Here is a 26127-nt window from a genome sequence, read left to right on the forward strand (position 1 = left end):
GTCGAAATGCGTCTGTTGAAATCCGTACTCCCGGTCGCCCTGAGCGTGCTGTTCAGCGCCGTAGCCCAAGCCCAACCCCAGGTCAGCGTCTACAACTGGACCGATTACATCGGCGAAACCACCCTCGCCGACTTCCAGGCCAAAACCGGGATCAAGGTGATCTACGACGTTTTCGACTCCAACGAAACCCTTGAAGGCAAACTCCTCGCCGGCCGCACCGGCTATGACGTGGTGGTGCCGTCCAACCACTTCCTCGCCCGTCAGGTAAAGGCCGGCGCGTTCCTCAAACTCGATCGCTCGCAGCTGCCGAATTTCAAGAACCTCGACCCGAAGCTGCTCGAACTGCTGGAAAAGAATGACCCGGGTAACGAACACTCGGTGCCGTACCTGTGGGGCACCAACGGCATCGGCTACAACGTCGACAAGGTCAAACAAGTGCTGGGCATCGATCACATCGATTCCTGGGCCGTGCTGTTCGAGCCTGAAAACCTGAAAAAACTCACCCAGTGCGGCGTGTCGATGATGGACTCCGCCGACGAAGTGTTCCCGGCCGTGCTTAATTACATGGGCATGGACCCGCGCAGCGAAAACCCGGAAGACTATAAAAAGGCTGAAGCGAAACTGCTGAGCATCCGCCCGTACATCACCTACTTCCATTCCTCGAAATACGTCTCGGATCTGGCCAACGGCGATATCTGCGTGGCGTTCGGTTACTCCGGCGACGTGTTCCAGGCCGCCAACCGCGCCAAGGAAGCCAAGAACGGCGTGAACATCGCTTACGCCATTCCGAAAGAAGGCGCCAACCTCTGGTTCGACCTATTGGCCATTCCTGCCGACGCCAGCAACACCAAAGAAGCCCACGCCTTCATTAATTACCTGCTCGATCCGCAAGTGATCGCCAAGGTCAGTGCGTCGGTCGGTTACGCCAACCCGAACCCGGCCGCCAAGCAGTACATGGATCAGGCGCTGGTCAACAATCCCGAGGTGTATCCGCCTCAAGAAGTCCTCGACAAGCTCTACATCTCTACCACCCCGCCTCAAGCGATCATGCGTCTGATGACCCGGTCCTGGAGCAAAGTGAAGTCGAACAAATGAATCAGTACACCCAGGAACACGCCCGCTCCTACTACGCCGCTTCGGCCCGAGCGAGCACACCTTATCCGCTGTTGGACGGTGACTTGACGGCCGATGTCTGCGTGATCGGCGGCGGGTTCACCGGGGTCAATACCGCCATCGAACTGGCCCAGCGCGGACTCTCGGTGGTGTTGATCGAGGCCCGGCGCATCGGCTGGGGCGCCAGCGGGCGCAATGGCGGCCAGTTGATCCGCGGCATCGGCCATGAGGTCGAAGGGTTCGCCAAGTACGTCGGTCAGGAAGGCGTGCGCTATTTGCAGCGCGCCGGCATCGATTCGGTGGAGCTGGTGCGCCAGCGCATCGCCGACAACGGCATCGAGTGCGATCTGCGCAGGGGCTTCTGCGACCTCGCCAACACCGCCGCGCAGTTCGCTGCGTTCAAGGATGAGTTGGTCGATCTCGCCGAACTCGGTTACGCCCACGAAACCCGGTTGATCGGCCCGGAGCAGATCCGTCAGCAAGTGGTGAACTCCGACCTCTATGCCGGTGGCCTGGTGGACATGGGTTCCGGTCACCTGCACCCGCTGGATCTGGTGCAGGGCGAAGCGCGGCTTGCCGCATCGCTGGGTGTACGGATTTTCGAGCACAGTGAAGTGCTGGAAATCATCCACGGCGCGACCGTGCAAGTGCGTTGCGCAACCGGCACGGTGCGCGCCGGCAGCCTGGTGCTCGGTTGCAATGCGCACCTGGATGAACTCGAACAACAACTCAGTGGCAAGGTGCTGCCCGCCGGCAGTTACATCATCGCCACCGAACCGTTGTCCGAGGCGCGCGCGGCGCAACTGATGCCGCACAATCTGGCGGTGTGCGACCAGAAAGTCGGCCTCGATTACTACCGGCTCTCGGCCGACCGGCGTTTGCTGTTCGGCGGTGCCTGCCACTATTCCGGACGCGATCCGGCGGACATCGCCGCCTATATGCGACCGAAGATGCTCAAGGTCTTCCCGCAACTGGCCGACGTGCGCATCGATTACCAGTGGGGCGGCAAGATCGGCATCACCGCCAACCGTTTCCCGCAGGTCGGCCGGCTCCAGCAACACCCGAACGTGTTCTACGCGCAGGGCTATTCCGGCCACGGGCTGAACGTCACGCACTGGTGCGCAAAACTCCTCGGCGAGGCGATTCACGCCGGTCACAGTCAGGGCATGGACGTGTTCAGCGGCGTGCCGCACATGACCTTCCCCGGCGGCCCGGCGCTGCGTTCACCGCTGCTGGCACTGGGCATGTTCTGGTATCGCCTGCGGGAAATGCTCGGCTAATCCGCTAATTGATCGTTCCTGCGCTCTGCGTGGGAATGCAGCCGGGGACGCTCTGCGTCCCGAGATCGTCCGAGCGCGCTATACACATTTGCTCTATCGCCAAGCACTTCTATATTGATGAGGTGCTTTTGCGTTCCTGACGCTCAGTGCCCAATCAATCGAGGAGGACATGGATGAAGTCGTCAGCCACCGACGAGCCGCGAGCACCAGGCCAAGCTCCCGTGAAAACCCGCCGTTTCGGCATCTCGCTCGTCTGGATCGTACCGATCGTTGCCGTGCTGGTGGGCATCTCGCTGGTGGTGCACAACATCCTGCAGGAAGGGCCGACCATCACCGTCACCTTCAAGACCGGGGATGGTCTGACTGCCAACAAGACCGAAGTCAAATACCGCAATGTGGTGATCGGCCATGTCTCGGATGTAGAACTGGCCAGCGATCACAAAAGCGTCAACGCCACGATCAAACTGGCCAAGCAGGCCGAAGAGTTTACCCGCGAAGACTCGCAGTTCTGGGTCGTGCGCCCACGGATCGGCGCTGGCGGCGTATCGGGTATCGACACCCTGCTTTCCGGCGACTACATCGGCGCCGACATTGGCGAGGCCAATAACCGCGCGAAGAACTTCAAGGGTCTGGAAAACCCGCCACCGATCACCTATGGCGAACCCGGCAAGACATTCTCGTTGCACACCGCCGACCTGGGCTCGCTGGACATCGGTTCGCCGGTCTACTTCCGCAAGATCCCCGTGGGCCAAGTCGTCTCCTACGCGCTGAATCCCGATGGCAAAGGCGTGAACATCGAAGTGTTCATCCACTCGCCCAACGACGCCTACGTCACCGAAAACACCCGTTTCTGGAACGCCAGTGGCGTGGATGTCAGCGTCGGCGCCAACGGTTTTGCGGTGAAAACCGAATCACTGTCGACCCTGCTGGTTGGCGGCATTGCCTTCCGTGCCCCGGATTACAGCCCCAACGATAGCGTCGCTGCGGAAAACAAAGACTTCGAGCTCTTCGCCGACCAGACCGCCGCCCTCGCCCCGCCCAACGGCAAGGCGCAGTACTTGAGCCTGCGTTTCGACCAGGCGCTGCGCGGGCTCAAAGTCGATGCGCCGGTCGAGTTCCTCGGTGTCGAGATCGGTCGCGTGGTCGCGGTCAATCTGGACTTCGACGAAGTCAAACGTACTTTCCCGGTCAACGTCGGCATCGTCATTTATCCGCAGCGCCTGGGCCGGGCGCACACCAAGATGCTCAAGGCATTCAATGGCGACGAAAACGATGAAGCCACCGGCGCGCGCCTCCTCGGCACCTTCATCGAAAACGGATTGCGCGCCCAGGCACGCAACGGCAACCTGCTCACCGGCCAGTTGTACATCGCGCTGGATTTCTACCCGAAAGCGCCGAAAGTCGCGTTTGACGCCACCGCCCGACCAATCAGCATCCCGACCATCCCGGGCAGCCTCGAACAGTTGCAGGAAAAACTCGAAGCGATGGTCAACAAGATCAACGCACTGCCAATTGAACGCATCGCCGGCAACCTCGACAGCAATCTGGTCGAACTGCGCAAAGGCCTGACCCAGTTCAACGCCAAGACCCTGCCGGGCGTGCAGAGCACCCTCGCCGACGTCAGCAAGACCTTGCAGTCCGCCAGCTCGACCCTGGCCGAAGACTCGCCGCAGCGCGAGAAACTCACCGAGACCCTCGACGAACTCGGGCGTATGTCGCGCTCCCTGCGTGAACTCTCGGACTACTTGGGCCGTCATCCGGAATCGCTGATTCGCGGGCGCCCGGACAATGCCGCGCCACTGGATCTGAAAGGACCGCCACGCAATTGAGCACAGGAGCTAACCCATGGCTTTACCGCTGAAGATCACCGTGCTCGCTGCCTTTATGTTGCTGGGCGCCTGCCGCAGCGACCCGATCAGCTTTCACACGCTGACCCCGGTGCAACCGGGCAGCAGCCGCGCCGGCGCGCAGATCCCGATTGAGGGCATCAGCGTGCCGCCGCAAGTCGATCGCCCACAAATCGTCATTCGCCAAGGCAACAGCGGCCTGGCGATTCTGGAAACGCAGTGGTGGGGCGCCAGCCTTGCCGATGAATTGCGCAGTGCGCTGACGGATCAACTGAGCAATACCAGCGGTCGTGGCAATGTTTCCGTGCGCATCGACGTACAACGCTTCGACTCGATTCCGGGGCAGTACGCCTTGATTGATGCCAAGTGGCGCCTGCGCCCGCTCGGCGATACCGACAGTGGCCTGGTGACCTGTCGCTCGACGCTGCAGACACCCTCGGGGCCGAGCATCGATGAACTGGTCAACGCCCAGCAGAACAACGTCAAACGCCTGGCTGCGCTGATCAGTCAGGCCGCCGGCAATCCGCGCGGCTGTCCGCCCTCCTCCTGAGTCAATGTCACGGTAAAACGACAGCCGTTGGGTTCTCGGCTGGTGAGCTGCACCTGCCAGTCTTGCTGGGTGCAGATCCGCTGCACCAATGAGAGCCCCAGGCCGAGCCCTTCTCCGCGCTGTTCATCACCGCGCACGAAGGGTTGGAACATGGCATGGCGTCGTTCTTCCGGGATGCCAATGCCGCTGTCTTCGACCACAAAACTGTTTTCGTTGAGGGTCAGGCGTACGTAACCGTGGTCTGTGTAATGCCAGGCGTTGCGCAACAGGTTGCCCATCACTGATTGCAGGAAGGTCAGGTTAAAGCGCTGCGTACCGACCTGTTGCGGGTCATAGACAAACTCCAGGCCCTTTTCGCGGATCAAGCGGCCCCAGATTTCGATCTGCGCATCGGCGACTTCCTTCAACGTGCAGGTGGATTGCACACTGACTTCTTCTGGTTTGCGCGCCAGCATCAGAAAGGTTTCGACCAATTGGCGCATTTCGTTGCTGGCCCGAGCTATTCGGCTGACCTGCGCCGTTGAACGCGGATCGAGTGACGGGTTGGCCAGCAGCAGCTCGCAGGACGTCGACAGCACCATCAATGGCGTGCGCAGTTCATGGCTGACATCGCTGGTGAACAGTTTCTCCCGGCTCAAGGTGGACCGCAGCCGCCCCAAAGTCTGATCGAACGACAGCGCCAGTTCGCCGACTTCATCGGCGGCGTAATCGGGATGCAGTGGCGGCGCCACCTCGATGAGCTGATCGCGATGGCGCACTTGGCGGGCCAGACGAATCACCGGGGCCATGACCCGTCGCGCGAGTAAGCGACCGAGAACAACCGCCAGCAGCAGGCTCAGGATGAACCCGACAATCACCACGATAAACAGCAGATGCTCACGTTGTTCGAGGCTTTCCTGGTCGCGCAGCAACACGTATTTGCGTCCGCCGACGGCTTCGACCATGGCGTAGAAGTCATCGCCATGGAATCGGATTTCCTGAAAACCGATCGGCAGCTCTGCCAATTGCCGGGTCAGTGCCAGTGGCCCTTGCCCGCCCTCGAAAAAGAACAACTCGCTTTTTTCCGGCTTGTGGCTCCACTGGCTGATGTCGTCCATCGCCAGTAGCCGGTGCAGGCCACCGCTCAGCGTGGTGTTGGTCAGCTTGCGCTCCACCACATGCACGGTCGCGACGATGCCCAAGGCAAACACACCGGCAACGAAGGCGCTCATCAGCGCAAATACGATCACGATCCGTTTCGTCAGGCTTTGCTTGAAATCCATGCGTTCGGCTGGCTCCTGTGGGGTGGTCCGTGTCAGGCAACCATAGCCCAACGCTGCACGGTTGTTCGACAGGACTGAACTTCACCGCAACGGTGCAGACCTGGTAAGCCCCCCTGATCAACAAAAACAGCATTTGAGTTTATTTATCAAATAGCCGTTTTAGTTATCGCTCTCAACTTCTGGCAATTTTTTCACATGTTCTTCACTGCGCCCCGACGCCGCTGAACGTAGTGTTCAGCCTGCATTCAAGTAAACAGTCGTAAAGTTGCTCGCTGCCCAAGCCCTTACGTTGCACTGAATGAACTATCCGGCGTTTAAAGAGGCAACATTGTGGCGCAATTATTTCAGTTAAAACATTTATCCTGGCACCGCCGCACGCCTCGCTTTCGGCTGTTTATTACCCTGGCGGGCGTCGTCGCGGTGGCCATTCTGGTCAGCGGTTTTGTCTGGTGGCCACGCTCGCCGACCGACCTCGATCATGCCGGCCGCAACACCACGGCCGAGTGGCTCAATGCCTGGCAGGCAGGTGAAGTGGTGGCTTTGGTGCGCCACACTGAACGGTGTGACCGATCGAGCAATACCTGCCTGGGCCCGGCGGACGGCATCACCGAAGTGGGCAGCACCGCGGCGCAGTTGGTTGGTCAAGGCTTCATGAAACTGGGCATGCTGCAGGCCACTGTGTTGAGCAGCCCGCTGACCCGCACGGCGCAAACCGCGCATTACATGTTTGGCCACGATGCCAGCAGTGAAGACTGGCTGGCCACGTGTGGCCCGACCCTTCGCGATGAAATCATCGCGCGCAAAGTGGCGCAGCAAAATCTGGTGCTGGTCACCCACAGCGGCTGCATCAGTGACTTTGAAAAACAGACCGGTTTCCCTCACGCCATTGCCGCGCAATACGGCAGCACCTTACTTGTACGAATTGATCATCAGAAACAACTTACCGTGCTGGGCATTATCAATACCGCGTTCTGGAAAACTTTAAACATTACAGCGGAACATTTAAACAACAGCCACTGACTTCAGCGCTTTAGCCCGACACTTTTAATTTGCATCAAGGTCCAGTCATGACGTCCGATAATCCACCGTTGCGCCACGCTGCCCGTCACTTGCTTCAACCGCCATCGAAGCTCGAACGCTGGGCAATCCCCGGTCTCGTTCTGGCCTTTATCCTGTTTTATCTGTTGCCGCTGGTGACTCACGGTCTGTGGATCCCCGATGAAACCCGCTATGGCCAGATCAGCCAGGAAATGCTCCTGAGCGGCAATTGGGTTGCGCCGCACTTCATGGGCATTCGCTACTTCGAGAAACCAATCGCTGGCTACTGGATGATTGCCATTGGCCAGGCGATTTTCGGCGACAACCTGTTTGGTGTGCGCATTGCTTCGGCCGTCAGCACTGGCGTCAGCGTCTGGCTCGCCTATCTGTTAGCCCGCAGACTCTGGAACAACCCGCGCATCAGCGCTGCCTGTGCCTTGCTCTATATGAGTTTTGGCCTGATCGCCGGACAGGCCGGTTACGCCAACCTCGATCCGCAGTTCACCTTGTGGGCCAACCTCAGTCTGGTGGCGGTGTGGTTTGCCATCGACAGTTCCACAACCAAGGCGCGTCTGGGCAGTTGGGCCTTATTGGGTGCAGCCTGTGGCATGGGGCTGATGACCAAGGGTTTTCTCGCCCTGCTGTTACCGGTGCTGATCGCCCTGCCCTATATGATCTGGCAGCGGCGTTTCGGCGAACTGCTGCGTTATGGCCCCGTGGCTGTGCTGGTCGCCGCGCTGGTCAGTGTGCCGTGGGCGCTGGCCGTGCACCTGCGCGAGCCGGACTTCTGGCGATTCTTTTTCTGGCACGAACACATCCGCCGTTTTGCCGCTGGCGATGATGCCCAGCATGCGCGGCCGTGGTGGTTCTATCTGCCGTTGCTGTTTGCCGCGACGTTGCCGTGGGCCGTGCTGTTGCCGTCGACGTTGATCCGCACATGGCGCGAAAAGCGCGAGGCAAAAACTGCGTTTCTGGCGCTGTGGTTTGTCTTGCCGCTGGCCTTCTTCAGCCTCAGTAGCGGCAAACTGCCGACCTACATCATGCCGTGCCTGTTTCCGCTGGCCTTGCTGATGGGCTACACCGTGGTGACGTGGCTGGAGCAGCGCAATACGCGGGTGTTGCGCCTCAACGGTGTGATCAACACGCTGCTGGCCAGCGTCGCCCTGATCGCCCTGATCTATCTGCAGGCCACTAAAGAAGTCTACGAAAACACCGAGATGTTCAGCCTGTCACTGGTGTTTATCGTGCTGATCGGCTGGATCATCGCCAATGCCCTGCAAATCATGCGGCCGCTGACGCTGTGGGCCATGCCGGCCCTCGGCATTGGCCTGTTGATTGCTCTGTTGCCAGCCGCCATGCCAGCACAGATCGTCGACAGCAAGATGCCCGACCAGTTTATTGCCGAGCATCAACAGGCCTTGAGCGAAGCATCCTCGCTATTGAGCAATGATCTTGGCGCCGCGTCGGCCTTGGCGTGGCGCCTGAAGCGCCCGCAAGTGGATCTGTTCAATACGGTCGGTGAGCTGAAATACGGCCTCGACGATCCGGCCATGGCTGCCCGCAAGGTCGGTCTGAACGATGTCGGTCAGTGGATGACTGACGCGCGCAAAAAAGGCTCGGTGGCTGTGGTGATGCGCGTCAACAGCACGCAGGAAGCCCAGGAAATCGAGTTATTGCCGGCAGATGGCAAGCATTACCAGCGCGGCAATTTGCAGATCTACATTTTCGCCAAGCGCCAGCCATGACCGCCACTGCCAAAGAACGCAGGGCGTTATGGATTCTGCTGGCGGCGACCGCCCTGATGCTGCTGCTCGGCTTGGGCAGTCGCGAACTGTGGGGCGCGGAAACCCGTTGGGCCAACATCGCGTTGCAGATGCTGCAAAGCGGTGACTACTTCGATCCGTACCTCAAGGGCGATCCGTATTACGACAAACCGCTGCTGTCGTATTGGCTGATCACCGCGTCATCCTGGCTGACGGGTGGGCTGGGGCCGTGGTCACTGCGTTTTTCCTCGGTGATTTCGGCGTGGTTCAGCGTATGGCTGGTGTATTTGCTGGGCGAGCAACTGTTTCGCAAAGGCACCGGCTTGATTGCTGGATGGATGTTGGCGACGACGTTCTACTTCGTGTTCTGGGCGCGGGTCGCCACGGCCGACATCCTTACCGTCTGCGGAGTCCTCGCGGCGGTTTGGTGGTACTGGCGCGGGCCGGACGACACCCGGCTCTGGCGCTATGCGGTGTTCTTCGGATTACTGTCGTTGACGTCGCTGTTCAAGGGGCTGATCGGTTTTATCCTGCCGGGGCTGCTGCTGTTGCCGCATCTACTGCATGACCGGCGCTGGAAACGCCATCTCAACCTGCGCTTGTGCGCCGCGCTGCTGATCGCCGGGGCGTTCTACATGGCGCCGTTTCTGTTGTCGCATGTCTATGGCGCGTCGAACTTCAGCCAGAGTGGCCTGGACCTGGTGCTGCGGGAAAACGTCGTGCGGTTTTTCCAGCCGTTCGACAACATCGGGCCGATTTATACCTACTTGTTGTACCTGCCGATCTACACCCTGCCATGGGCGCCGTGCTGGCTCATTGCGTTGTGGGTGGCGCTGCGGAACTGGCGAAACATCGAGCCAGACACCCGCTGGTTGATTCAGGGGCTAGGCCTGTTGCTGCTGTTTTTCACCGCCAGCGGCAGCCGTCGCAGCTATTACGTGTTGCCACTGGTGCCGTTCGCGCAATTGCTCGGGGCGTGGTGGATCACTCGGCGGATGGCGGCGCGCAACCTTACAGGGCTTGGCTTGAACATCGGTTTTGCCATCGCCACCGTGGTCATGGTCGCTGTGCTCGGCATCCTCTATCCGTGGACCAACAGCGCTGGCGGCGTGATCCGTTTCGGCGAGAACGTGCGTGAACAAGCGAGCCAACAGGCACCGCTGAATCAGTGGCGAATGGTCATGGTCGAAGTCGACAACAAAGTGCCGATGTACCTGCAAACCGGCGGTGCGCCCTTCTATTACGTGCCGGAAACTGCGGACTTCCCGCGCACCGGCGACAGCGCCGCGTTATTGGCCTGGCTCAAGCGCAGCAGCGGCCAGCACTTCGATCCGCTGCGCACGATCATCGTGGCCCAATACCGCAGTGGCGATCCGTTGCCACTCGGTTACCTGCGCGCCGATCACCGGGTCATCACCACCACGCCGACGCGGGGCGAACAGCTGTTCCATGGCCGCACCGACCAGAGCGTCGCCTACATCCCCAATCCCTCCTGAAGACTCTTAAGCGGAAATGACGCACGGCAACCGTGCGTCAGCGAGTCGCTGCTAATCTGAATGGCAATGACATGTATTAACGGTGTATTTGACGTTTTTTTCTCATTTGCCTCTCTACATTGCCTGCGGCTGAATATCTGCAAATCATTCGCATTGAAGTCTGCCCGCGAATGCCTGCTCATAACGTCTAAAAAATCAGGAGCGTTACCGTTATGAATCCAAAGGTCCCGTCCTTTTTGAAACGCGCATTGCTGGCCACCGCCCTGTTCAGTGCCGGTCAGGCGTTTGCTGCTGACAGCGTTGGCCTGCTGGTCTACAACGCCCAGCATGAAAGCCTGACCAAAGCCTGGGTGGCCGGTTTCACCGAAGAAACCGGGATTCCGGTGACCATTCGCAATGGCGATGACACCGAAATGGGCAACCAGATCGTGCAGGAAGGCGCGGCCTCGCCGGCAGACGTGTTCCTCACCGAAAACTCCCCGGCGATGGTGCTGGTCGACAACGCCAAGCTGTTCGCCCCGATCGCGCCAGCCACGCTGGAACAAGTCGATGCGGCGTACCGCCCGGCTCACGGCCAGTGGATCGGCATCGCCGCGCGCTCAACGGTGTTCGTCTACAACCCGGCGAAACTGGCTGAAAAAGACCTGCCGAAGTCCTTGCTGGACCTGGCCAAACCAGAGTGGAAAGGCCGTTGGGCTGCCTCGCCGGCCGGCGCGGACTTCCAGGCCATCGTCGCTGCCGTGTTGGAGCAGAAAGGCGAAGCGGCCACCCTCGACTGGCTCAAAGGCATGAAAACCAACGCCACCGTGTATCGCGGCAACAGCGCGGTGCTCAAAGCGGTCAATGCCGGGCAGATCGACAGCGGCGTGATCTACCACTATTACAGCTTCGTCGATCAGTCCAAGACCGGCGAAAACAGCAAGAACACCAAGCTCTACTACTTCAAGCATCAGGACCCGGGCGCGTTTGTCAGTACCTCCGGCGCCGGCGTGCTGGCCTCCAGCAAACATCAGGAAGAGGCGCAGAAGTTCGTCAAATACATCACCGGCAAAGAAGGCCAGGAGATTCTGCACAGCGGCACTTCGTTTGAGTACGCGGTCGGCAAAGACGCGCCGTCCAACCCGACACTGACGCCGCTGAAGGATCTCGATGCGCCAAAAGTCGATGCGTCGAAACTCGACAGCAAAAAAGCCGTTGAGCTGATGACTCAGGCCGGAATCCTCTAAGTGCTCCCCGAAACCCTTCCAGCGCAGGTCGCTGCGGCCTCCTCCGCCAGCCTCAGGCTCAAACCCCGCGCCCTCAACGGTCGCGGGGGCTCGTGGGTGGTCGCATTGGCGATCGGCGTTTCATTGTTGTCGTTGCTACCGATCGCATTTGTCCTTGGCGTGTCGTGGGCCACCGGTTGGGCAACTATCGAAGCGCTGGTGTTCCGCCCACGGGTCGCGGAACTGCTGATCAACACCGTGCTGCTGGTGTTGATCACCTTGCCGCTGTGCATTGTGCTTGGCACCGCACTGGCCTGGCTGACCGAGCGCAGCAACCTGCCCGGTCGACGCCTGTGGTCATTGCTGGCCGTGGCGCCGCTGGCAGTGCCCGCGTTCGTTCACAGCTATGCGTGGGTCAGTCTGATTCCTTCGATTCACGGATTGCCGGCCGGCGTGCTGGTATCGGTGATCGCTTATTTTCCGTTTCTGTACCTGCCGGTGGCGGCGACGTTGCGTCGACTCGATCCGGCCATTGAAGACGTTGCCGAATCCCTTGGCTTGAAACCTTGGGCGGTGTTCTTGCGGGTGGTGCTGCCGCAACTGCGTCTGGCCATTTGCGGCGGTGCGCTGCTGGTCGGCTTGCACCTGCTGGCCGAATACGGCCTCTACGCGATGATTCGCTTTGACACTTTCACCACGGCGATTTTCGACCAGTTCAAATCAACCTTTAACGGCCCGGCGGCGAACATGCTGGCGGGCGTTCTGGCGTTGTGTTGTCTGGCGATGCTCACCGTCGAATCCGCCGCCCGGGGCAAGGCGCGCTATGCCCGCGTCGGTTCCGGCAGCGCGCGCGAACAACGCACGGTGCGCTTGAATCGCGCCAGCGTGTTCCTTGGCTTGAGCCTGCAAGTGCTGACCTGTCTGCTCGCGCTCGGCGTACCGTTGTTGACGTTGGGGCGCTGGTTGATTGCCGGTGGCTGGGACGTGTGGGGCGGTGATGAACTGCTGCCGGCTCTGTTGCAAACCCTGTCGTTCGGCGTCGCCGGTGCACTGCTGACCAGTCTGGCGGCGATTCCGATTGCCTGGCTGTCGATCCGCGCGCCGGGCAAATTGCAGCGCTTGCTCGAAGGCTGCAATTACATCACCAGTTCGCTGCCGGGGATTGTCGTGGCGCTGGCCCTGGTCACCGTGACCATCCATTTCGCCCGGCCGATTTATCAGACCACCATCACCGTGTTGCTCGCCTACTTGCTGATGTTCCTGCCGCGTGCCTTGGTCAGCCTGCGTGCCGGTTTCGCTCAGGCGCCGGTCGAGCTGGAAAACATCGCGCAAAGTCTCGGCCGCTCGCCGTTACGCGCCTTGTGGCTGATCACCCTGCGCCTTGCCGCGCCGGGCGCTGCTGCCGGTGCGGCATTGGTGTTTCTGGCGATCACCAATGAATTGACCGCGACCTTGCTGCTCGCCCCCAACGGCACACGTACGTTGGCCACCGGTTTCTGGGCCATGACCAGCGAAATCGATTACGCCGCCGCCGCGCCTTACGCCCTGCTGATGGTGCTGCTTTCGCTGCCACTGACGGCCATCCTCTATCACCAATCCAGGCGCACCGCTGGCCGATGAATGCACTCGAACTGATTTCCCTGAATAAATCCTTTGGCGCGCAGAAAGCGCTGGATGACATCTGCCTGTCGGTGCCGACCGGCAGCCGCACGGTGATTGTCGGACCGTCCGGCTCGGGTAAAACCACGCTGTTGCGGATGATCGCCGGTTTTGAATTCCCCGATGCCGGCAGCCTGACCCTCAACGGTCAGGTGCTGGTCGACAGCAGTCACGCCGTGCCCGCGTACCAACGGCAGATCGGCTACGTGCCGCAGGATGGCGCGCTGTTCCCGCACATGACGGTCGCGGCCAACATCGGTTTTGGCCTGGCGTTGACCGGTGCAGCGCGCACCGAGCGCATTGAGCAACTGATGGACAGCGTCTCGCTCGACGCCAACATGGCCAACCGTTGGCCGCATGAACTGTCCGGCGGCCAGCAGCAACGGGTCTCCCTCGCGCGGGCACTCGCGCAACAGCCGCGCCTGATGTTGCTGGATGAACCGTTTTCCGCCCTCGACACCGGCCTGCGCAGCGCCATGCGCAAAATGGTCGCGCGCTTGTTGGAGGACGCTGGCGTCACGACGATTCTGGTGACCCACGATCAGGGCGAAGCGCTGTCATTCGCCGATCAGTTGGCGGTGATGCGCGGCGGGCGGCTGGTGCAATCGGGGCATCCGATGGATCTTTACCGATACCCGCACGACGAGCAAACCGCGCACTTTCTCGGCGAAGCCGTGGTAATGCCGGCGCGCATCGAATCGGGTCTGGCCCACTGCGATCTCGGTCAGGTGCCGGTCAACAGCAACGGTTTCATTGGCGATGCGCAGATCATGCTCAGGCCCGAACAGTTGCAGTTATCCGGCGCCGTGCTCGGCACCCAAGGCTGTCGTGCCGTGGTCACCGAACGCGATTTCGCCGGCAATACCTGCACCCTCACCGTCGAGTTGCGCTCAGTGCTCAATCAGAATCCCGGGCGGTCGCTGCTGGTGCGCAGCTCCGGCATGCATGCGCCGCCCGCTGGCAGCGACGTGCAGTTATCGGTGCTCGGCGCGGCCCACCTGTTTGCCGCCTCCTGATCACAGATCGAAGCGATCCACCGCCCGCCGCCGCTCGTTGTCATCACGCACATCGTAGTTGGCGGTGGTCTGGATGTTGCTGTGATGCGCGAGTTTCTGCGCGATCGACAGATCATGTTCTTCGATGACCCGCGTGATAAACGAGCGGCGGAAATCGTGGGGCATGATCTTCACCCCGACCTGCGTGCCACGCTGACGGGCGATGTAGTAAATCGCATGTTTGGTGATGCGCTCGCGGGTGATGTGGCTGCCGCGACGGATGCGGTTGAACAGAAACGCATCATCGCTCTCGCCTTCCTTGAGTTGCGAACGACGCAGTTCCAGCCACGCATCGAGTTTGGCGAATGCCCACGCGGGTGCGTACTTGATCAGTTGTTTGTTGCCCTTGCCGTTAACCGTCAGGCTGCGCTCAGTGAAGTCGACCTGCTTCAAGTCCAGATCCACCGACTCCGATTTACGCATGCCCGTGCCGTACAACAACGCAATCACCGCTGCGTCGCGCAGGCCTTGCGGGCGTGGATCGGCGGCGCAGACTTCCATCAATTCGTGAATCAAGGTGCGCTTCAAGTTGCGCCCCTGCGACAACCGCGTGCCGGCAATGCCTTTGACCGAACGCATCTTCAATAGATGATCCTGGCTGATCAAACTCATCCGCCAGGCTTCATTCATCACCCCGCGCACGGCATTTACATACAGCGAAGAAGTGTTCGGCGCGTAGTTGTCTTCGCGTAAAGCCGCGACCAGGGCGACAACATCTTCAGGTTGTAACGCGTGCCAGGGAATATCCTCGACATTCATGTCTTCAAAGCCGAGACGGTCGGCCGCGTCCTGCAAAACGTAGCGCATGGTCAACTGGCTGGAGGGTGCCAGGCGCGCCAGATACAGGGTCATCGGATTGGTTTGGCGGGTTTGCAGCGGTACAACGGACAAGTCAGTCAAACGTAAAGGCCTTGAGTAAAAACAATTCAACACAGCAACTAATAACTGCAACATTCCCAGTATAAAGGGGACACTTTCGAAAGACTTTTCTACTAAAAACGACGATAAACGGCAGAAGTCTGAACAGTGGCTGTATGGGTTTCAGATAAACGATTCGCCGACCGGTTTTTCATGTTCCTTTCACAAAAACGGGCATAACCTTAATTCCAACAGATCCCGTGTCGGCGACGTCCAAACTGCCGCGCGAAACCACAAAAGTCAACCGAACCCCGACGGTAAGTCGTTTCAGCAACTTATTGATGCAAAGGAGTTTTTTGCGTCTACGCTGAGATTGGATCCTGTTTGATGAGTTGGTTTTCTTCTGATTGTTTGTGATGAGGTGTTCATGAGTCAGGCGTTTCTCCCCTTTTCTCGTCCGAGTATCGGCGATGAAGAAATTGCAGCCGTAGAACAAGTCTTGCGTTCCGGCTGGATAACCACCGGGCCGAAAAACCAGGCACTCGAAGAGCAATTCGCGCAATACGTTGGCTGCCAACATGCGGTGGCACTTTCCTCGGCCACCGGCGGCATGCACATCACCTTGCTGGCCCTGGGCATTGGCCCGGGCGACGAAGTCATCACCCCGTCGCAGACCTGGGTCTCGACCGCCAACATGATCTCGCTGCTCGGCGCCACACCGGTGTTCGTCGACGTCGACCGCGACACCCTGATGACTGACGCCGCGCGCATCGAAGCGGCAATTACTCCGCGCACCAAAGCGATCATCCCGGTGCATTACGCCGGCGCCGCGTTTGATCTCGATCCGCTGTACGCGCTGGCCGACAAGCACGGCATCGCTGTGATCGAAGACGCGGCCCACGCCGCTGGCACCCGCTACAAGGGCCGTCACGTCGGCTCACAGGGCACGGCGATTTTCTCCTTCCACGCGATCAAGAACATGACCTGTGCCGAAGGCGCGATGTTCGTCACCGACAACGAAGCACTGGCCAGCCGCGTGCGCATGCTCAAATTCCACGGTCTCGGCGTTGACGCCTACGATCGCCTCACCGGTGGCCGCAAACCGCAGGCGCAAGTGATGGAGCCAGGGTTCAAATACAACCTCGCCGACATCAACGCCGCGATTGCCCTGGTACAGCTTGAGCGTCTGGACGCGATCAACGCGCGCCGCAGCGAATTGGCCGCCGCCTACCGGCAAAAACTCGAAGGCCTGCCGGTGCAACCGCTGGCCGTGCCCGCGTACGCACAAACCCACGCCTGGCACCTGTTCATCCTGCGCATCGACAGCGAGCGCTGCGGCATGGACCGCGAAGCCTTCATGAAAGGCTTGCAGGACCAGGGCATCGGCACCGGTATCCATTTCATCGCCACCCACCTGCACACCTGGTATCGCCAGCGTGACCCCGACCTGTATCTGCCCAACACCGAATGGAACTCGGCGCGGCTGTGCTCGATTCCGTTGTTCCCCGACATGAGCGATCAAGACCTTGATCGTGTGGTCGGCGCCATCGCCACTCTTATGGACAAACGCCCGTGAAACCTTATCCGATCCGCTGTGTGTCGATCGTCATCCCGGTCTACAACGAACAGGACAGCCTGCCGGAACTGCTGCGCCGCACCGAAGCGGCCTGCCGCATGCTGCGTCACGACTATGAAATCGTCCTCGTCGACGACGGCAGCCGTGACGAATCCGCGAATATGCTGGAAGAAGCCGCGAGCCGTGAAGACAGCCCGTTCGTGGCGGTCATTCTCAACCGCAACTACGGCCAGCACGCGGCAATCATGGCCGGTTTCGAACAATGCAAAGGTGATGTCGTCATCACCCTCGACGCCGATCTGCAGAACCCGCCGGAAGAAATCCCGCGCCTGGTCGCCGAAGCCGAAAAAGGTTACGACGTCGTCGGCACGGTGCGCGGCAACCGTCAGGATTCGGCCCTGCGCCGCTATCCGTCGAAGCTGATCAACCTCGCCGTGCAGCGCTCCACCGGCGTCGCCATGAGCGACTACGGCTGCATGCTCCGCGCTTACCGCCGCACGATCATCGACGCCATGCTGGCCTGCCGCGAACGCAGCACCTTCATCCCGATTCTGGCCAACAGCTTCGCCCGCCACACCACGGAAATCGTCGTCGCCCATGCCGAGCGCGAACACGGCGATTCGAAGTACAGCCCGATGCGCCTGATCAACCTGATGTTCGATTTGATCACCTGCATGACCACCACGCCGCTGCGCCTGCTGAGCATCGTCGGTTTCACCATGGCCGGTCTGGGGTTGCTGTTTGCTTTTGCGCTGATCGTCATGCGCCTGGCGTTCGGTTCCGGCTGGGCCGGTGACGGCATGTTCGTGCTGTTCGCCGTGCTGTTCGTGTTCACCGGTGGCCAGTTCATCGGCATGGGCCTGCTCGGCGAATACTTGGGGCGCATGTACAGCGACGTGCGAGCCCGCCCGCGTTTTTTCATTGAAAAAGTCTTGCGCAGCCACGCCGCCGAACCGGCGCCTGCGGTCACTGTTGATGGTCTTTCTTCCTCTACTTCTACTACCGGTCAGGTTCACTCATGAGTGCAAAAACTGTTGTCTTCGCTTACCACGATATTGGCTGTGCCGGCATTCAAGGCCTGCTCGACAGCGGCTATGACATTGCAGCGGTGTTCACTCACGCGGATGACCCGAAAGAAAACGCTTTTTACGGCTCGGTTGCGCAACTGTGCGCCACCAAAGGCATCCCGGTGCATGCGCCGGAAGACGTCAACCACCCGTTGTGGATCGAGCGGATTGCCAAGCTCGATCCTGACTATATTTTCTCCTTCTACTACCGCAACCTGCTGAGCGAGCCACTGCTGGCCCTGGCTAAAAAAGGCGCGTTCAACCTGCACGGCTCGTTGCTGCCAAGCTACCGTGGCCGCGCCCCGGCGAACTGGGTGCTGGTCAACGGCGAAACCGAAACCGGCGTGACCCTGCACCGCATGGTCAAGCGTGCCGATGCCGGCGCCATCGTCGCCCAGCAACGCGTGGCCATCGAGCGCAGCGATACCGCGCTGAGCCTGCACGGCAAGCTGCGCACCGCCGCCGCTGATCTGTTGCGTGACACCCTGCCGGCGATGCTGCAAGGCAAAATCAGCGAAACCGCGCAGGACGAATCGAAAGCCACGGTGTTTGGTCGTCGTACCGCAGCGGACGGTAAGTTGGTCTGGGCGAAACCGGCCGAGCAGTTGTTCAACTTGGTTCGCGCCGTGACCCAGCCGTATCCGGGCGCCTTCTGCGCTGTCGGTGAGCACAAACTGATCGTCTGGAGCGCCGAAGTCGTCAAAGGCAACGACGGCCAGGCGCCGGGCCGGGTGATCAGCGTCGATCCATTGCGCATTGCCTGCGGCGAAGACTCGCTGGTGATCCTCTCCGGTCAACGCAACGACAACGGTCTGTTCCTCAGCGGCCCGCAACTGGCCAGTGAACTCGGCCTGGTCGACGGCTCGCTGCTGCGCGGCGCTGAATCCGGGCGTGCGCCACGTCGCACTCGCGTGCTGATCCTTGGCGTCAACGGCTTCATCGGCAACCACTTGTCCGAGCGCCTGCTGCGCGATGACCGCTACGAAGTCTATGGCCTGGACATCGGTTCCGACGCCATCGACCGTCTGCGCAGTCACCCGAATTTCCACTACGTGGAAGGCGACATCAGCATTCACTCCGAGTGGATCGAGTACCACATCAAGAAGTGCGACGTGGTCCTGCCGCTGGTGGCCATCGCCACCCCGATCGAATACACCCGCAACCCGCTGCGCGTGTTCGAACTCGACTTCGAAGAAAACCTGAAACTGGTGCGTTACTGCGTCAAGTACAACAAGCGCGTGATCTTCCCGTCGACCTCGGAAGTCTATGGCATGTGCCAGGACAAGCACTTCGACGAGGACACCTCCAACCTGGTGGTCGGCCCGATCAACAAACAGCGCTGGATCTACTCCGTCTCCAAGCAACTGCTGGATCGGGTGATCTGGGCGTACGGCGCCAAGGGTTTGAATTTCACCCTGTTCCGTCCGTTCAACTGGATGGGCCCGCGTCTTGATCGACTGGATTCGGCCCGCATCGGCAGCTCCCGCGCCATCACCCAGTTGATCCTCAATCTGGTCGAAGGCACGCCAATCCGTCTGTTCGACGGTGGCGAGCAGAAACGCTGCTTCACCGACATCGCTGACGGCGTCGAGGCACTGGCGCGGATCATCGATAACGATAACGACGTCTGCAACGGCCAGATCATCAACATCGGCAACCCGGACAACGAGGCCAGCATCCGCCAGTTGGGTGAAGAGCTGCTGCGTCAGTTCGAAGCGCATCCGCTGCGTGACAACTTCCCGCCGTTCGCCGGTTTCCGCGACGTCGAGAGCAAGGCGTTCTACGGTGCCGGTTATCAGGACGTCGAGCACCGCAAACCAAGCATTGCCAACGCCAAGCGCCTGCTCGACTGGACGCCAACCGTGGAAATGCGCGAGACCATTGGCAACACGCTCGACTTCTTCCTGCGTGAAGCCATGCTCGAAATCGCGGACAAGCGTTGATGCAGGCCGGTCTACGCATCGACGTCGACACCTACCGCGGCACCCGTGAAGGTGTGCCGCGGCTGCTCGAAATGCTCGACGAGGCGCAGATCAAGGCAACGTTTTTCTTCAGTGTCGGCCCCGACAACATGGGCCGGCATCTGTGGCGCCTGATCCGCCCGCAGTTCCTCTGGAAGATGCTCCGCTCCAACGCCGCCGGTCTGTACGGCTGGGACATTCTGCTGGCCGGCACCGCGTGGCCGGGCAAACCGATTGGCCGTGACCTCGGGCACCTGATGCGTCAGGCCCGCGATGCCGGTCATGAAGTCGGTTTGCACGCATGGGATCACCACGGCTGGCAAGCCAATGCCGGGCGCTGGAGCAACGCGCAACTGATCGAGCAAATCCGCCAGGGCGTCGACACCTTGAGCGACATTCTCGGCGCGAAAGTCGAGTGCTCGGCCGCCGCCGGTTGGCGTGCCGACGAACGTGTGATCGAGGCCAAGCAAGCCTTCGGCTTTCGCTACAACAGCGATTGCCGAGGGCAACGCCTGTTCCGTCCGCTGCTGGCTGATGGCACGCCGGGCACACCGCAGATTCCGGTGGACCTGCCGACCTTCGACGAAGTCGTCGGACCGATCGTCGCGGCGCGGGATTTCAACGGTTTCATTCTCGATCACTTCCGCCCGCAACAGCTCAACGTCTACACCATTCATGCCGAAGTAGAAGGGATTCTGATGGCTGAGGATTTTCGTCAATTGCTGGCCGGTGCGCGCCAGCGAGGTATCGATTTCAAACCGCTAGGCGATTTGCTGCCCGAGTTCTTCAACACTTTGCCCGTGGGTCGCGTGCAACGCGGCGCCCTCGACGGCCGTGAAGGCTGGCTGGGAGTGCAAGGCGCATGACTAAACGCTGGACGCTGCCACTGCTGTTGCTGGTCATTTGCTTGCTGGCCTATCTGCTGCCGCTGGGCACGCACGGCTTGTGGATTCCCGACGAGACACGTTACGCGCAGATCAGTCAGGACATGCTGCTGAGTGGCAACTGGGTGTCGCCGCACTTCATGAGCCTGCGCTATTTCGAGAAACCGATTGCCGGTTACTGGATGATCGCACTGGGGCAGGAGTTGTTCGGGCAGAACCTGTTCGGTGTGCGCTTTGCATCTGCGCTGAGCACTGGCTTGAGCGTGTTGCTGTGCTATCTGGTCGCGCGACGCTTGTGGAACGAGCCGCGCAAAAGCTTCGTCTGCGCCCTGCTCTACATGAGTTTTACCGTGGTTGCCGGTCAGGCCGGTTACGCCAACCTCGATCCGCAATTCACCTTCTGGGTCAATCTGAGTCTGGTGGCGCTGTGGTTCGCCCTCGACAGTCAAACCGGCGGCAAGCGCATGGCAGCCTGGGCGGTCATGGGGCTGGCCTGCGGCATGGGCTTCATGACCAAGGGATTTCTCGCCTGGCTGCTGCCGGTGTTGATCGCCCTGCCGTGGATGCTCTGGCAGAAACGCTGGCGTGAACTGCTGATGTTTGGTCCGGTGGCAATTGCCGTGGCAATCATCATCAGCTTGCCGTGGGCGCTGGCCGTGCATGCGCAGGAGCCGGACTACTGGCGGTTTTTCTTCTGGCACGAGCACATTCGCCGTTTTGCCGGTGATGATGCGCAACACGATGCGCCGTGGTGGTTCTATCTGCCATTGCTGGTGGCGTTCAGCTTGCCGTGGGCCGGCCTGCTGCCGACATCGCTGCAACAGGCCTGGCAAACCCGCGCGCAGCCAAAAGTCGTGTTTGTACTGCTGTGGCTATTGATGCCGCTGCTGTTCTTCAGCCTGAGCAACGGCAAGTTGCCGACGTACATCCTGCCGTGCCTGCTGCCGCTGGCGTTGTTGCTGGGCAGTGCACTGGCCGACCGTTTGCGCCTGGAGCAAGGTCGCGCGCTGAGCATCAATGGCCTGCTCAATCTGACGCTGGGCGTGGTTACGCTGATCGCCCTGGTGTATCTGCAACTGACCAAACCGGTCTACGACCATGAACTGCACAGCATGGTGCTGGTGTTCATCGCGTTGATCGGCTGGATCATCGCCAACCTGCTGCAAGCCTTCCTGCCGCTGCAATGCTGGGCGGCGCCGGCGCTCGGCAGCCTGGTGCTGATCGCCGTGTTGCCGGCGGCACTGCCCAAATCGGTGGTGGCCAACAAGACGCCGGACCAGTTCATCAGGCACCACGTCACCGAACTGGCGCAAACCGAACACTTGTTGAGCAACGACCTCGGTGCCGCTTCGGCACTGGCCTGGCGCCTGAAGCGCCCGCAAGTCGCGTTGTACAACACGATAGGCGAATTGAAATATGGCCTTGCCTATCCTGACGGCATTCAACAGCGGGTCGATCCCGATCAAGTGCAACAGTGGATGCGCGAAGCGCGCCGTAGCGGTTCGGTCGGCGTGGTGATGCGCGTCAAGGGGCAGGACGAACTGGACGAAATCGACCGACTGCCAAAGGACGGCATCCGTTACGAACAGGGCAACCTGGTGATCATGATTCTGCCCAAGGAGGCGTCATGAGCCTGGTGCTGCTGTTGGCCGCGTGCCTGCTGACCTGTCTGGGCCAGGTCGCGCAGAAATACGCTGTGGAGAGCTGGCGCGGCGCCGAGTCGGGCTGGGCCGACAAACTGCGTTCGCCGTGGTTGTGGCTGGCCCTGCTCGCCCTCGGCTGCGGCCTGTTGGTCTGGCTGCTGGTGTTGCAGCGTCTGGAAGTCGGCATCGCCTACCCGATGCTCAGCCTCAATTTCGTGCTGATCACCCTGATCGCCCGCTTCGTCTTCCGTGAACCCATCGACCGCCAGCATTGGCTCGGCGTGGCATTGGTGATCGGCGGCGTGGTGTTGCTGGGGCAACAGTCATGAACCGGCGCCGTGGAATCAGCTTCGCGTTGGGCAGCGTTTTTTTGGTCAGCGCTGCGCAATTGGGTATGCGCTGGAGCATGACGCGCCTGCCCGTGCCGGAACAATGGCTGCACATCGACAGCCTCGATTGGCGCGCGCTGGCCGTGGTCATCGCGGCGATTTTTGCCTACGCCCTGTCGATGCTCTGCTGGCTCGCCGCCCTGCGCGATCTGCCGCTGGGCCGCGCTTACTCGCTGCTAAGCATCAGCTATGCGCTGGTGTACCTGCTGGCGGCCAGTCTGCCGCTGTTCAACGAATCCTTCAGTTTCACTAAATCACTCGGCGTGGCACTGGTCATGCTCGGGGTCATCACCATCAACACTCGTCCGGCTCGTGCGCCCGAATTCAGGAGTGCTCCATGAAAATCACAGTATTTGGCAGCGGTTACGTCGGTCTGGTGCAAGCGGCTGTGTTGGCCGAGGTCGGCCATGATGTCGTGTGCATGGACGTTGACCGAAAGAAGGTCGACCTGTTGCGCCAGGGTCACGTCAGCATTTTCGAACCGGGGCTGGCCAGCCTCGTGCGCGAAGGTCTCGACTCCAAACGCCTGCAATTCACCACCGATGAAAAACTCGCCGTGCAGCACGGTCGGGTCGCGTTCATCGCCGTGGGTACGCCGTCGCGTGAGGACGGTTCGGCGGATCTGCGTTACGTGCTGTCGGTCGGCGACGCGATTGCCCGTCATCGTGAGCAGCCACTGATTCTGGTGGAAAAATCCACGGTGCCGGTGGGCACTGGCGACACCCTGCGCACGCACATCGAAAAAGCCTTGATCAAGGTCGGCCGCCTGCTGCAGTTCGATATCGTCTCCAACCCGGAATTTCTCAAGGAAGGCTCGGCCGTTGCCGACTGCCGCCGTCCGGATCGCATCGTCATTGGCTGCGAAGGCGATGAAGTGCGCGACGTGATGCGTGACTTGTACTCGCCGTTCAACCGCAACCACGACCGCATCATGTTCATGGACCTGCGCAGCGCCGAGCTGACCAAATACGCCGCCAACTGCATGCTGGCGACCAAGATCAGTTTCATCAACCAGATCGCCGAACTCGCCGAACACCTGGGTGCCGACATCGAATCGGTGCGTCAGGGCATCGGTGCCGACACACGCATCGGTTACCACTTCATCTACCCGGGCTGCGGTTATGGCGGTTCGTGCTTCCCCAAAGACATGCGCGCGTTGATCCACAGTGCCGAAGAAGCGCACTGCTCCAGCGACTTGCTGCAAGCGGTCGAGGCGATCAACCAGCGGCAGAAACACAAGTTGTTCGAACGCATCAACGCGTTCTACAAAGGTGATCTGCGCGGCAAGACTTTCGCCCTGTGGGGGCTGGCGTTCAAACCCAACACCGATGACATGCGCGATGCGCCGAGCCGGGTTTTGCTGGAAGAGCTCTGGGCGGCCGGTGCCAGCGTGCGCGCCTTCGACCCGGAAGCCATGCAGGAAACCCAGAACCTTTACCCGGACGAATCGAAACTGATGCTGATGGGCACCCCGGAGTCGGTACTGCCCGGCGCCGACGCATTGATCATCTGCACCGAGTGGCAGCAGTTCAAGGCACCGGATTTCGACCTGATCAAACAGCGTCTCAACACCCCGGTGATCTTCGACGGTCGCAACCTGTATGACGCCGAACGCCTGGCGCGCAACGGCTTCCATTACTTCCCGATGGGCCGTGGCGAATCGCGCACCTTGCCGATTCCGCTGCAACAGTGGCCGCACGCGTCCGACGTCGCTTGATAACGCTGTCGCCTGACATTCGCCGGCAGTCCCTGATCGCAGGGCTGCTGGCGTTTTTATTGTTCATCGCCGGGGTCTACGGGCAGGCCCCTATCGGCTTCGACTCGCGGTTTGTGCTGTTCGCGCAGGAAATGCTGCGCCATGGGCCGACGGTGTTTCCGACCACTTATGGTCAGCCTTACGCCGACTATTCAGCCGTGTCGACGCTATTCATCTGGCTGCTGGCGTTGCCGTTCGGCGCGGTTAATGCGTTGACCGCGTGGGCACCGAGCGCGATTGCCGGCGCGCTGATCGTGACGCTGATGTATCGATTGCTGGCACCGTACTCGCGGCGCTGGGCGTTGATCAGTATTGCGTTGCTGATGCTGACCAGCGGTTTTGTCACCGAAGTGCGCGCGGTGTCGCAGGACTTGATGCTAGCGGCGGTGGCGTTTGCAGTGTTCTATCTGGGCTATGCCCATGATCATTTTGGCGGCGGCCGTCGTTGGCCGTTGATCTTCGGTCTGCTGTTGCTCGGTTTCGGTGTTCGCGGGCCGATTGGTCTGGTGGTGCCGACCGGCATGCTGTGCAGCTATTACCTGCTCAACCGTGAGTGGTCGCGGTTACTGGTATTCGGTGGGCTGGCATCGGCGTTGCTGGCCGCGTGCGTCGGGCTGTTGTTGTGGCTGGCGCAGGTCAGCGGCGGTCCGGCATTCATGCAGGACGTGATCCGCATGCAGTTCATGGGACGCATGGACGGCAGCGAAGGCGTCAGTGGTTCGCTGTATTACTTCAGCAGTTCGTTCGGTAACTATGCGCTCGCGTATCCGTTGGCATTGCTGGTGTTGGCGGCGGCGTGGCTGAGCAAACCGCAGCAGCGTGGCCCGGCGTTGCGCCTGGTGCAGTATGGCGCGGCGGCGGGGTTGATTGTGATGGTCGGGCTGTCGATTCCGCAGGCGAAGAAGGCCCGGTATCTGCTGCCGATGCTGCCGATGGCGGCGATCATTGCGGCGTATCCGTTTCAGGTTGCGCATGGCTGGGTGTTTCGTTGGTTGCGCGGGTTGCTGCTGGGCTTGTGGCTGGTCACACCGGGGTTGTTGATGGTCGTGTTGCTGATCGCGCGGCGGCGCTTTCCCGAGCAGTTGAGTGACGTGTCGGTTGTCTTGATCGTGCTGGGCGTGCTGCAACTGCTCGGGCTGTCACGCTTGTTGATCCGGCGTTGGCGCGCGGAAGTGCTCGCGCTGTGTGCGGTGTTGGCCCTGTGGACGGTGTATGCGGCGGTGTTCGAACCGGTGGAGCGGCGTCTCTACGACACGCAAACGTTCAGCCGCGCGGTGTTCGCCCAGGTTCAACAAAACCCAGCGCCACTGGTGCTGCACGGCATGGGCAAGGACGCGAAGGCGATCAAGTTCATGGTCAATCTCCCGCAGGATCTGCAACCGCAGTTCAGCGACTCGATCCAGCAACTGGAAGCGCTCAAAGGTCCGGCGTGGCTGATGATGGACCACAGTGATCTGCCATCCCTCAAGGGCACGCCGCTGGAAAACGCGCAACCGGTGTTGAGTGGGCGTTTCGACAAAAACGACTATGTATTGCTGTGGCTGAAACCTTAATCTGTCGACCTTTTGACCGACAGGATTCGCCTCAACATGACCTTCGACGTACGCCGCGCCAGCCTTGCTGACGCGGTTGCCCTGCCCGCGATCTGCCGTGGAATGCGCCGTTTTATCAGCGGTCGGGGTTTGTCGAGTTGACGAATGTTCAAGCCGAAATCGCCTTGGGATT

General features: G+C 60.7%; 21 protein-coding genes. 19 read left to right on the plus strand and 2 right to left on the minus strand.

All coding sequences use genetic code 11. The features are described from left to right. Positions 1 to 6: 6 nt before the first annotated feature. The 4 genes from WA225_RS17395 (at position 7) to WA225_RS17410 (ending at position 4790) form a co-directional block, all read left to right on the plus strand. Positions 7 to 1095, plus strand: coding sequence for a polyamine ABC transporter substrate-binding protein (locus tag WA225_RS17395; RefSeq protein ID WP_422608878.1), 1089 nt, complete (start codon positions 7 to 9; stop codon positions 1093 to 1095). After that, positions 1092 to 2393 carry an NAD(P)/FAD-dependent oxidoreductase gene (locus WA225_RS17400; protein WP_422608879.1) on the plus strand — a complete coding sequence of 434 codons (1302 nt, stop codon included), beginning with the start codon at positions 1092 to 1094 and terminating at the stop codon, positions 2391 to 2393. Before WA225_RS17395 ends, WA225_RS17400 begins: the two co-directional genes overlap by 4 nt. A gap of 173 nt (positions 2394 to 2566) precedes the next feature. After that, entirely contained in the window at positions 2567 to 4222 is a 1656-nt protein-coding gene (locus WA225_RS17405) for an intermembrane transport protein PqiB (RefSeq protein WP_422608880.1), read from the plus strand. A gap of 16 nt (positions 4223 to 4238) precedes the next feature. Then, positions 4239 to 4790 carry a PqiC family protein gene (locus tag WA225_RS17410; RefSeq protein WP_422608881.1) on the plus strand — a complete coding sequence of 184 codons (552 nt, stop codon included), beginning with the start codon at positions 4239 to 4241 and terminating at the stop codon, positions 4788 to 4790. On the opposite strand, the gene WA225_RS17415 is transcribed toward WA225_RS17410, so the two are convergent. After that, complete coding sequence (locus WA225_RS17415) at positions 4748 to 6052, minus strand: sensor histidine kinase (RefSeq protein WP_422608882.1); 1305 nt, start codon at positions 6050 to 6052, stop codon at positions 4748 to 4750. The genes WA225_RS17410 and WA225_RS17415 overlap by 43 nt on opposite strands. Positions 6053 to 6382: 330 nt before the next feature. Between WA225_RS17415 and WA225_RS17420 the strand changes: the two genes are divergently transcribed. The 6 genes from WA225_RS17420 (at position 6383) to WA225_RS17445 (ending at position 14229) form a co-directional block, all read left to right on the plus strand. Next, on the plus strand, positions 6383 to 7072 hold the full coding sequence (locus WA225_RS17420; RefSeq protein ID WP_422608883.1) for a histidine phosphatase family protein: 690 nt from the start codon (positions 6383 to 6385) through the stop codon (positions 7070 to 7072). Positions 7073 to 7119: 47 nt separating this feature from the next. Beyond that, a complete protein-coding gene (gene arnT / locus WA225_RS17425) occupies positions 7120 to 8835 on the plus strand; it encodes a lipid IV(A) 4-amino-4-deoxy-L-arabinosyltransferase (RefSeq protein WP_422608884.1) in 1716 nt (571 codons plus the stop codon). Continuing rightward, a complete protein-coding gene (locus WA225_RS17430) occupies positions 8832 to 10349 on the plus strand; it encodes an ArnT family glycosyltransferase (RefSeq protein WP_422608885.1) in 1518 nt (505 codons plus the stop codon). The genes arnT (WA225_RS17425) and WA225_RS17430 overlap by 4 nt, the downstream gene beginning before the upstream one ends. 212 nt (positions 10350 to 10561) lie before the next feature. Beyond that, positions 10562 to 11575, plus strand: a complete 1014-nt coding sequence (locus WA225_RS17435) for an iron ABC transporter substrate-binding protein (RefSeq protein ID WP_422608886.1) — start codon at positions 10562 to 10564, stop codon at positions 11573 to 11575. Further along, positions 11576 to 13174, plus strand: a complete 1599-nt coding sequence (locus tag WA225_RS17440) for an ABC transporter permease (protein ID WP_422608887.1) — start codon at positions 11576 to 11578, stop codon at positions 13172 to 13174. Further along, entirely contained in the window at positions 13171 to 14229 is a 1059-nt protein-coding gene (locus WA225_RS17445; RefSeq protein ID WP_422608888.1) for an ABC transporter ATP-binding protein, read from the plus strand. The genes WA225_RS17440 and WA225_RS17445 overlap by 4 nt, the downstream gene beginning before the upstream one ends. On the opposite strand, the gene WA225_RS17450 is transcribed toward WA225_RS17445, so the two are convergent. Further along, complete coding sequence (locus WA225_RS17450) at positions 14230 to 15120, minus strand: site-specific integrase (RefSeq protein ID WP_422608939.1); 891 nt, start codon at positions 15118 to 15120, stop codon at positions 14230 to 14232. It abuts the gene before it with no gap. Between the two features lie 433 nt (positions 15121 to 15553). On the opposite strand from WA225_RS17450, the gene arnB reads away from it, so the two are divergent. From arnB to WA225_RS17495, 9 genes are read left to right on the plus strand one after another with little or no spacing between them, the layout of a single operon-like run. Then, the gene (gene arnB, locus WA225_RS17455; protein WP_422608889.1) at positions 15554 to 16702 is read left to right on the plus strand and encodes a UDP-4-amino-4-deoxy-L-arabinose aminotransferase; all 1149 of its coding nucleotides are present in this window, start codon (positions 15554 to 15556) and stop codon (positions 16700 to 16702) included. Next, a complete protein-coding gene (gene arnC / locus WA225_RS17460; RefSeq protein WP_422608890.1) occupies positions 16699 to 17724 on the plus strand; it encodes an undecaprenyl-phosphate 4-deoxy-4-formamido-L-arabinose transferase in 1026 nt (341 codons plus the stop codon). Before arnB ends, arnC begins: the two co-directional genes overlap by 4 nt. Beyond that, positions 17721 to 19712, plus strand: a complete 1992-nt coding sequence (gene arnA, locus WA225_RS17465; protein WP_422608891.1) for a bifunctional UDP-4-amino-4-deoxy-L-arabinose formyltransferase/UDP-glucuronic acid oxidase ArnA — start codon at positions 17721 to 17723, stop codon at positions 19710 to 19712. The genes arnC and arnA overlap by 4 nt, the downstream gene beginning before the upstream one ends. Further along, the gene (arnD, locus tag WA225_RS17470; RefSeq protein WP_422608892.1) at positions 19712 to 20596 is read left to right on the plus strand and encodes a 4-deoxy-4-formamido-L-arabinose-phosphoundecaprenol deformylase; all 885 of its coding nucleotides are present in this window, start codon (positions 19712 to 19714) and stop codon (positions 20594 to 20596) included. Before arnA ends, arnD begins: the two co-directional genes overlap by 1 nt. After that, complete coding sequence (arnT, locus tag WA225_RS17475; RefSeq protein WP_422608893.1) at positions 20593 to 22245, plus strand: lipid IV(A) 4-amino-4-deoxy-L-arabinosyltransferase; 1653 nt, start codon at positions 20593 to 20595, stop codon at positions 22243 to 22245. The genes arnD and arnT (WA225_RS17475) overlap by 4 nt, the downstream gene beginning before the upstream one ends. Then, on the plus strand, positions 22242 to 22586 hold the full coding sequence (arnE, locus tag WA225_RS17480) for a 4-amino-4-deoxy-L-arabinose-phosphoundecaprenol flippase subunit ArnE (protein WP_422608894.1): 345 nt from the start codon (positions 22242 to 22244) through the stop codon (positions 22584 to 22586). The genes arnT (WA225_RS17475) and arnE overlap by 4 nt, the downstream gene beginning before the upstream one ends. Beyond that, the gene (gene arnF / locus WA225_RS17485; RefSeq protein WP_422608895.1) at positions 22583 to 22987 is read left to right on the plus strand and encodes a 4-amino-4-deoxy-L-arabinose-phosphoundecaprenol flippase subunit ArnF; all 405 of its coding nucleotides are present in this window, start codon (positions 22583 to 22585) and stop codon (positions 22985 to 22987) included. The genes arnE and arnF overlap by 4 nt, the downstream gene beginning before the upstream one ends. Further along, positions 22984 to 24363, plus strand: a complete 1380-nt coding sequence (locus tag WA225_RS17490) for a UDP-glucose dehydrogenase family protein (protein ID WP_422608896.1) — start codon at positions 22984 to 22986, stop codon at positions 24361 to 24363. Before arnF ends, WA225_RS17490 begins: the two co-directional genes overlap by 4 nt. Further along, complete coding sequence (locus WA225_RS17495) at positions 24360 to 25955, plus strand: ArnT family glycosyltransferase (RefSeq protein WP_422608897.1); 1596 nt, start codon at positions 24360 to 24362, stop codon at positions 25953 to 25955. The genes WA225_RS17490 and WA225_RS17495 overlap by 4 nt, the downstream gene beginning before the upstream one ends. Positions 25956 to 26127 lie beyond the last annotated feature (172 nt).

The sequence above is a fragment of the Pseudomonas sp. genome (genome assembly GCF_049300855.1).
Classification (GTDB): domain Bacteria; phylum Pseudomonadota; class Gammaproteobacteria; order Pseudomonadales; family Pseudomonadaceae; genus Aquipseudomonas.